This is a genomic window from Candidatus Symbiopectobacterium sp. 'North America' (genome assembly GCF_015762685.1).
Lineage (GTDB): Bacteria > Pseudomonadota > Gammaproteobacteria > Enterobacterales > Enterobacteriaceae > Symbiopectobacterium.
This window is the reverse complement of sequence record NZ_PEHF01000062.1, coordinates 1-6,176: the sequence shown is the minus strand read 5'-3', so window position 1 is coordinate 6,176 and position 6,176 is coordinate 1. Positions and strand designations below refer to the sequence as shown.

Genomic DNA, 6,176 nt, shown 5'->3' with positions numbered 1-6,176 from the left:
ATTTAAGCAAGCCCAACATCAATCGAAAATCAGTGTTGCAAAAACGGGGGTGACCATAGATTTTTTATAGGCTATGCAGCACTTAAGAGTCTGGTGATGTTGCCGTATTCACGAACAACGTTAACCGATCTCCAGGCTTAATATTCGCCTTTTTATTGATGACGGAATTCCAGCGCATAACATCTGCGATATCTACCCTGTGACGTTTGGCGATACTCGCGAGAGAATCTCCTTTACGCACCTGATAGGTAATGAAATTACTGTTACCCTTTTTACTGCCCGCAGAGGCCTGTACAACCTGAAGCGGTTGACCAACCTTCAGCGCGTTAGCGCTGGCCAGGTTGTTCCACTTACGCAGATCCTGCGCGCTGACCTTCAGTTTCACCGCAATACCTGACAAGGTGTCACATGAACGAACCTTGTATTCCGTGTTTGCGGATAGCTGCGCCAGTTTAGTGGGTTGTACAGCGGCGATATCGCCATCTGCCAACGAATCCTTCAACTGCTCAACATGTGCCTTAGGCACCATAATGTAATGTGGCCCGTTCGGAGCGGTCACGTCATGTTTGTAGCCTGTGTTGTAGCTCTTCAGTTTTGTTAGCGACAAGCCAGCCATTTCAGCCGCTTGCGTCAACTCCATCTGTTGACCCAGGTCTACCTGCGCAAGTGCCCGACTTTCGTTGGGCTTAGGTAACTCAATGCCGTATTTTTTGCTATTCTTAAGAATATCGCTTAAGGCTAACATTTTCGGGACATAAAGTGACGTTTCACGTGGTAACGCCAATGCCCAGTAACTCGTTGACCTGCCTTTTGCCTTATTTGCTTTTACTGCTTGCAAAACACGCACTTCACCGCTGTTATAGGCGGCGATGGTAAGTAGCCAGTCACCATCAAACATTGTGTTTAGGCGCTGCATCATGTCTAAGGCAGCCGTCGTTGATGCAACAACATCGCGACGACCATCATACCAATGGTTCTGTTTCAAACCGTAGTTACGCCCAGTGCCTGGCACAATCTGCCAGAGCCCTGCGGCATTGGCGGATGATGTGGCCTTGGGATCAAAAGCACTCTCCACTATGGGTAGCAGTACCAGTTCCATCGGCATTTTGCGCTGCTTAATCTGCTCGACTATCCAGTACATGTACGGCTCTGCCCGTAATGTTACATCGTGGAGATAGCTCTTATTTTTTAAGTATCGTGTTTTTTGCTCGCGGATCCGGACGTTATCCGGAACCTCCATCTTCAGCTCGTCGCTAATGAAGTTCCACAGGTCGCGCTGCGCTAGGCCATTATTATCCAGCCAGCGCGCGGATGTCTCTCGACTTCCTGTGTACTTTCCTGCTTCACCTTGACCCGCTGAAGACAGACTCTGCCCATGTTGTTTCGGTTGCGAGGTGTCTTGGTAGACCCCTTGGCAACCTGCCAACAAGACTGAGGCGATAATAATCGCTTGAGCCTTCATATATGTGTCAATAGTTTGCTTAAAAGACGAGCAATAATACTTTGATTAGCCGATCAGCACAACAAAAACCTTCAAAAGCAATCTTTCTTGCTACGTAATTGGGCGAAAACTTGCCAATCCTCTATGTTACCGGGTTTTATTTTTAATTTTCCTTTTAAATCAGCATCATGCCATCTAAGGAAAAGGTTGGTTTTTCGTTCAAGACCAAGGGTGGTTGGCAACGTTGATTGAGATTTATCTCGTAATAGCCTGATTTCAGAAAGATAAGCGGCAATATTGCACTCTTCAGGCCAGATAGTGTGAGCAAACGCAAGATTTGACAGGGTGTACTCGTGTGCACAGCAAATGCGTGTTTCATCAGGTAATTCTGATATTTTCTCAATTTATTCATGCAGTTGATTGGGGATTCCTTCAAAAATTCGCCCACATCCAGCCGAAAACAACGTATCTCCGCAGAACAAATAGGGGGCAGAGTAGTACGAAATGTGACCTAAAGTGTGACCCGGTACAGAAAATACGGAGAAATCCGAATTGAGTAACTGAATGTGATCGCTATCACGCAAAATGCGTGTTGCACCATGCTGCGCTGTCTCTTCAGGGCCATAAATCGGCAAGTCAGGGTAAGTCTTCTGGATATCAGGTACCCCCGTCACATGGTCACTGTGATGGTGGGTGAGTAACACCGCTACGGGTGTGAGTTGGTGTTTAGGTAGCGCTTGTAATACTGGTTCTGCTTCACCGGGATCGACAATGACACAACGGTGCTGTGCGTCATGTAATAGCCAAATGTAGTTGTCAGAAAGTGCGGCAATACTGATAAGATTCATGTGATACCCCATTTATACCCGTCATACTTCAAGCTGCATGTGCGTTGGCTGCGTTCACTCACCCGAATCACTTACCTGAGTAAGCGCATCGGGATGAATGAACTTCATCCCTGAGGTTTACCCTATGGGCCAGCGCAGGCGCTGTTCAAATTTGTTCCAGACAAATTTGTCCTTCATTTGCCGCCTTCCTGCAACGCTAATTATTTAGGGTATATTACGTGTTCTGAGATAGCTATTGGGTCTGAGGGAGAATACTAATATATGAAGTCAGCGCATACGCCTCAGGCTTATTCTTCACCAACGTGTTGGGAGGATATCCCTTGGGGCGCACATTACCAGCAGGCGCTTGAACATGCATTGGCAGCATGGTGGCCTCGTGTGTTTGGCTTCCATTTACTGAAAGTCGGCGCGCTCAGCAACGCTATCGCGACGGACTCGTGTACCATTTCCCATCAGGTTAATATCAACCCGAGTGTTACTGATGATGTACATGTCTTGGCCGATCCTTACCAACTGCCCTTTTCTGAGAAGTCTATCGATGCCTGCTTGCTGGCGCATACACTCTCTTATTCATCGGATCCACACCGCATTCTACGCGAAGTGGATAGGGTATTGATCAATGATGGATGGTTATTGCTGAGTGGGTTTAATCCAATAAGCCTGCTCGGGGCTGGAAAGCTGACGCCCGGTCTTCGTCAATGCCAACCCTATTGTGCGCGCATGTTCACGCAGATGCGTATGATCGATTGGCTCAGCTTGCTCAATTATGAAGTGCTGTATCAGGGAACCTTCCACTTGGTGCCGTGGAAGATACCGCAGATGATAACAACATCAGCGCCTCACTCAACTCCCCTAGGTTGCCTGATGCTCCTTGTTGCGCGTAAACTTACCATTCCGCTTACTATTTCCCCCTTGCGCCAGAGGTTCAACAAGCTACCGGTTCGCAGAGCCGTCGGGGCAACCAAGAGTTACCGTAAAGGGTGCCGGCCGTTCTTAGCGGATTATTCCGGCTGATAGCCCGTATCGTCCTGCGTCGGGTTCGAGGCTGCCTGGCGTGCCAGTTCATCACATTTCTCGTTCTCGGGATGACCTGCATGGCCCTTAACCCACTCCCAACGCATCGTATGTCGCTGAATGGCGGCATCCAGCCGCTGCCAGAGATCGATATTCTTAACTGGCTTTTTGTCAGCGGTTTTCCAGCCTTTAAGTTTCCAATTGTGGATCCAGCGCGTGATACCTTGCCGCACATATTGGCTATCGGTACTCAGTACCATCGTACACGGAGTCGTTAATGCTTCCAGAGCGGCAATCGCTGCCATCAACTCCATGCGATTATTGGTTGTCAGGTGATAACCTGCACTCAAGGTTTTTTCATGATGCTTGTAGCGCAGTACAACGCCATAACCACCCGGGCCGGGATTTCCCAGACAAGAACCATCGGTGAAAATTTCTACCTGCTTTGTCATCTCTGGTAGACTCTGCCTTAATCATAAAAACCGTAAGTCTGACATAAAACGAAAGCGATGAGCACTGCAATTACACGACAGATCGTTCTGGATACCGAAACCACGGGGATGAACAGGCTTGGCGTTCATTATGGAGGCCATAAAATCATTGAGATTGGTGCGGTAGAAGTCATTAATCGCCGCCTGACGGGGCGCCATTATCATGTGTATATCAAGCCTGATAGGCTGGTTGATCCGGAAGCGTTCATGGTCCACTGCATCAGCGATGAATTTTTACAAGATAAACCTGCCTACGCTGAGATAGCCGAGGAGTTTATTGAGTTCATTAGCGGTGCGGAATTGGTTATTCATAATGCCGCGTTTGATATTGGCTTTATGGACTACGAATTTCGGATGTTGAATCGGGATATCCCGAAGACAGAGACTTTTTGCAAGATAACCGATAGCCTCATGGTCGCGCGTAAGCTGTTTCCTGGTAAAAGAAACAGCCTGGATGCATTGTGCGACCGTTATCAGATAGATAACAGTAAACGAACGCTGCACGGGGCGTTACTCGACGCCGAAATCCTGGCTGATGTCTATCTGGCCATGACGGGGGGACAGACCTCTTTGGCGTTTGCCATGGAGAGTGACACGCAGCAAGTGAGTACAGAAAGTGAGAGCGTGCAGCGAATTACGCGCCAAGCGTCTGCTTTGCCCATCATTTATGCCAGTCCGGAAGAGCTGGCCGCTCATGAAACACGCCTCGATCTGATTGTCAAAAAGGGGGGCAGTTGCTTGTGGCGCCAATAATCATCATCCGATTGATGATGATTGCAGCATGATGCTGGAATTATAAACAAACAGTATGAATCGATTATAAAAAGCATTGACGCCATACTCAGATCACCTTAGTATTCATCCCGCTCGAAAGGGCATGTTAATGGGGAGCGGTAGTTCAGTCGGTTAGAATACCTGCCTGTCACGCAGGAAGGCGCGGGTTCGAATTCCATCCGTTCCGCAAATAACTAAAAAATGCTGATATAAGTTCGCTTATATCAGCATTTTTTTTGATTTTTCGATAAGTGATGAATTTATCAACAGTAAAGAAAACGAAATTGTGTAGCATTTCCTGCGTTGAAAATGCTAAGTATTAGCTACGATACTCACTTTTAACGCTGACTAGATGAAGTCTGTTCATTATAACGTGTGAATGAGTGGGTTCCCCTGCCGTGTTAGATATTATCGATTATAAGAGTTTTGAACAGATAATTTATGTTTTATTTTCTCAGTCTACGCCATGTCTCCTTGGTTAAAGATCATGTACGTTACCCTCTGTCTGCGCTTGTTATTACGTTTGAATGCTAATAAATTCACAATAAAACAATATATTATTGCTGATAGAATGATCTGGTGTCACATAAATAACATGCGCATGGATGACTCATCCTCTCATTTCTCTGCTTGTCCGCTTATATTCACTTATTATAAAGATCGATATTTTATTCTTTTGTCTTTGAATGTTTAGTGTGAGCTGCTAAATGTTGATTTCTCATTCATTTTATAATGAGCTGATGTAGATGGATCGTATTTTTAATGCTTCTATGAATGAATATCTATCTGATTTATTTTTGTTGGTTATTCTTATCGAGTGTTTGAAGAAAGGTAATATTAATTGTTGTTTGTTTTATGTGTGTGCTTTTTATAAGTAAGAAAAATCTTATTCTTTTTTTATTTTTGCTAGTGCTTTGTTAATTGATAGGTTGTGGCAATTGTTTTTTGTTTTTCTTTGTAAATGTTGCCATTGTTAATGGCGAAAAAGAGATGTTATAAAATCCTCGCAAAATAATGAGTGTTGAACATTACCAAGTCGCAAAAAGACGTGGTGAAATAATAGCATTAATAAATGAAGAGGATTGTTATGTATTCTTTAGCAAGCCTATATTCAGGGAAAATCAATCGTGAGTTATGTGTATTTTACTGAAGCAATGCATAATTTTAAAAATGATCAGCGCGGGGTAACCGCTGTTGAATATGCTATTGTGGCCGCGGGTGTTGCTGCAGTGGTTTCGGTTGTTTTTGGTGAAAGCGGGCCTGTTAGAGCGATGTTGTCAGGCATCTTCACCAAGATCAAAACTACAGTGGAGAATTCTGTAAAATAGAGGTTATTAACTATCTTCTGAAAAATTGAAGCGATACTTTAACCTGGAAAAAGGTACTTTATATCTGCATGTGTGTATAAAGTGCCTGTTTCGAACGCCTTTATTGAGCTCATGCGGTAGCTATATGTCAAAAACAAGAGGGGCTAATGAGATGGTCACCCCACCCTGTAGCGGTACGCTGGCAGGGTGTTTTTCTTTCAGGAGAGGCCATCATGAAAAATGTTGCACTTATTGGTATCTATCTCGGCAAGCACGCTTTTCATGTCCACTCTCAAGATAG

Annotated in this window: 5 protein-coding genes, 1 tRNA gene and 1 pseudogene; 4 read left to right on the top strand and 3 right to left on the bottom strand. The window is 45.2% G+C overall.

The annotated features are described in order from the left end of the window. Positions 1–82: 82 nt before the first annotated feature. Together mltD and gloB are read right to left on the bottom strand one after the other, a co-directional pair. Entirely contained in the window at positions 83–1,462 is a 1,380-nt protein-coding gene (mltD, locus tag CS369_RS13955) for a murein transglycosylase D (RefSeq protein ID WP_196907578.1), read from the bottom strand. 71 nt (positions 1,463–1,533) lie between these two features. Further along, positions 1,534–2,289, bottom strand: a pseudogene (gloB, locus tag CS369_RS13950) (hydroxyacylglutathione hydrolase). Between the two features lie 261 nt (positions 2,290–2,550). Between gloB and CS369_RS13945 the strand changes: the two are divergent. Beyond that, a complete protein-coding gene (locus CS369_RS13945) occupies positions 2,551–3,303 on the top strand; it encodes a class I SAM-dependent methyltransferase (protein WP_196907577.1) in 753 nt (250 codons plus the stop codon). Here CS369_RS13945 and rnhA read toward each other — a convergent pair. Next, positions 3,291–3,755 (bottom strand): ribonuclease HI, encoded by a 465-nt coding sequence (rnhA, locus tag CS369_RS13940; RefSeq protein ID WP_196907575.1) that lies wholly within the window; start codon positions 3,753–3,755, stop codon positions 3,291–3,293. The genes CS369_RS13945 and rnhA overlap by 13 nt on opposite strands. 57 nt (positions 3,756–3,812) lie before the next feature. Between rnhA and dnaQ the strand changes: the two genes are divergently transcribed. The 3 genes from dnaQ (at position 3,813) to CS369_RS13925 (ending at position 5,896) form a co-directional block, all read left to right on the top strand. After that, complete coding sequence (gene dnaQ / locus CS369_RS13935) at positions 3,813–4,547, top strand: DNA polymerase III subunit epsilon (protein ID WP_196907574.1); 735 nt, start codon at positions 3,813–3,815, stop codon at positions 4,545–4,547. A gap of 134 nt (positions 4,548–4,681) precedes the next feature. Then, positions 4,682–4,755: transfer RNA gene (locus tag CS369_RS13930), tRNA-Asp, on the top strand. Positions 4,756–5,695: 940 nt separating this feature from the next. Continuing rightward, the gene (locus CS369_RS13925) at positions 5,696–5,896 is read left to right on the top strand and encodes a Flp family type IVb pilin (protein ID WP_196907573.1); all 201 of its coding nucleotides are present in this window, start codon (positions 5,696–5,698) and stop codon (positions 5,894–5,896) included. The last annotated feature ends 280 nt before the right edge of the window (positions 5,897–6,176 follow it).